General features: G+C 53.4%; 4 protein-coding genes. 3 read left to right on the top strand and 1 reads right to left on the bottom strand.

The features are described from left to right. Positions 1 to 95: 95 nt before the first annotated feature. The gene (locus tag INF35_RS13670) at positions 96 to 464 is read right to left on the bottom strand and encodes a toxin-antitoxin system TumE family protein (protein ID WP_193503385.1); all 369 of its coding nucleotides are present in this window, start codon (positions 462 to 464) and stop codon (positions 96 to 98) included. A gap of 107 nt (positions 465 to 571) precedes the next feature. Here INF35_RS13670 and tnpA point away from each other — a divergent pair, with 107 nt between their 5' ends. The 3 genes from tnpA to INF35_RS13685 all read left to right on the top strand — a co-directional run. Further along, on the top strand, positions 572 to 862 hold the full coding sequence (gene tnpA, locus INF35_RS13675) for an IS66 family insertion sequence element accessory protein TnpA (protein ID WP_125204576.1): 291 nt from the start codon (positions 572 to 574) through the stop codon (positions 860 to 862). After that, positions 859 to 1203: an IS66 family insertion sequence element accessory protein TnpB gene (gene tnpB / locus INF35_RS13680; RefSeq protein WP_016915087.1), complete on the top strand. Its 345-nt coding sequence runs from the start codon at positions 859 to 861 to the stop codon at positions 1201 to 1203. The genes tnpA and tnpB overlap by 4 nt, the downstream gene beginning before the upstream one ends. Positions 1204 to 1222: 19 nt before the next feature. Further along, the coding region (locus INF35_RS13685; protein ID WP_193503387.1) for a transposase at positions 1223 to 1467 on the top strand (245 nt) is incomplete at its 3' end.

Consider the following 1467-nt stretch of genomic DNA (forward strand, 5'->3'; position numbering starts at 1 on the left):
GGGCTCTTCAGCAGTAGGTTGATAGAGGCCTTTGGCAATCGAGATGGTGCGCTGGCGGAATTCATCACGGTTCATGATACCAATTTTGACTGTGGTCATATTCCTTCCTCTCGAAGTATTTCATCGACCTGTTTCCAAAAATCTTCGATTAACTGAGCGGCAGAATCAAAGAAGTAATCACTAACGACGCTACGGTAGTGGCGGTGATCCCATTCATCGCGTCGTCCCGCAAATTTTCTGCGTTTAATGTTTGGCGCATGGGCGTTGTCATATCCAAGTAGCCGTGTCCCGCTTTTATGGTGCAGCGTCAGGCTGTATTTGATTCCATGGGGAATATAGGGTGTTGGGGTGACTCGCCGTACTTCAAATTTGACCCAAAAATCACCGTGAATACCGTACTGAATATCGTTTAGGGCTAATAAAGCATCTAACCCTGAGGAATCCCCACGAACTTTGCTATCCATCGCATAAGGCCTGCTCTTTGACGTAAGCGTTCATTCCACGACGTTCTGCCAACCTGCTGAAAATCGCCCTAAAGTAACCTCACACTTTCCAACACGAGGTTACCCCCATGAGAAAGCACCGCACACCCGAACAGTGGCAGACCCTGGTTGATCAGCAGCGTGACTGTGGTCTGTCAGCTTCGAAGTTTTGCAAACAAGGGAACATTGGTTACGCCAGTTTCTGCAATTGGCGCAAGCGTCTGTCCGATCCGTCGACCAATGATTCGACTGGATCCGGTGAAGCCGGTTTTCTGGATCTCTCGTCGTTGATGGGCAACTCCCCATCCTCCGGCCCAGGCTGGCACATTGTGCTCAGCCTGGGCAACGGCGTTGAACTCCGGCTGAGCCAGCACGGATGATCGGACTCGATAGCCAGGCCCGCATCTGGCTGTGCACCGAGCCCACCGACATGCGCAAATCGTTCCGGGGCCTGAGTGCCCTGGTTCGGAATCAGTTGAAGCACGACCCACTCAGTGGCCAGTATTTCGTCTTCGTCAATCGTCGCAAGACCCAGATGAAGATGCTGTATTTTACCGCTACCGGTTATTGCCTGTGGGCCAAGCGCCTGGAGCAGGGGCAGTTCCGGGTGCCGTTATCCGCCTCCGGTCAGCGAGCCCTGACCCTGACGGATCTGCAACTGCTGATCGACGGCATCGAGGTGCAGAAATACCGCCAGTTCAAGCGTTTTCGAGGGGTATAGAAGACGGACTTCCGGTATAATGTCGGCCATGAATTCAACGGCTTCCGACCCCCAACCCAATGCACCTTCCTACTCGGCCCTGGCCGAGGAAAATGCGTTGCAGCGCGAGCAGTTGGAGGCCCAGGCGGAATCCATTCGGCAGTTGAAACACCAGTTAGACTGGTTCAAGAAGCAGCTGTTCGGCCCCAAATCCGAGAAACAGGTTTACGATATTCCGGAACAGGACAACCTGTTCCAACCGGATGACGCACCGCTACCGGAACA

The organism is Gemmiger gallinarum (assembly GCF_014982805.1).
Lineage (GTDB): Bacteria > Bacillota > Clostridia > Oscillospirales > Ruminococcaceae > Gemmiger > Gemmiger gallinarum.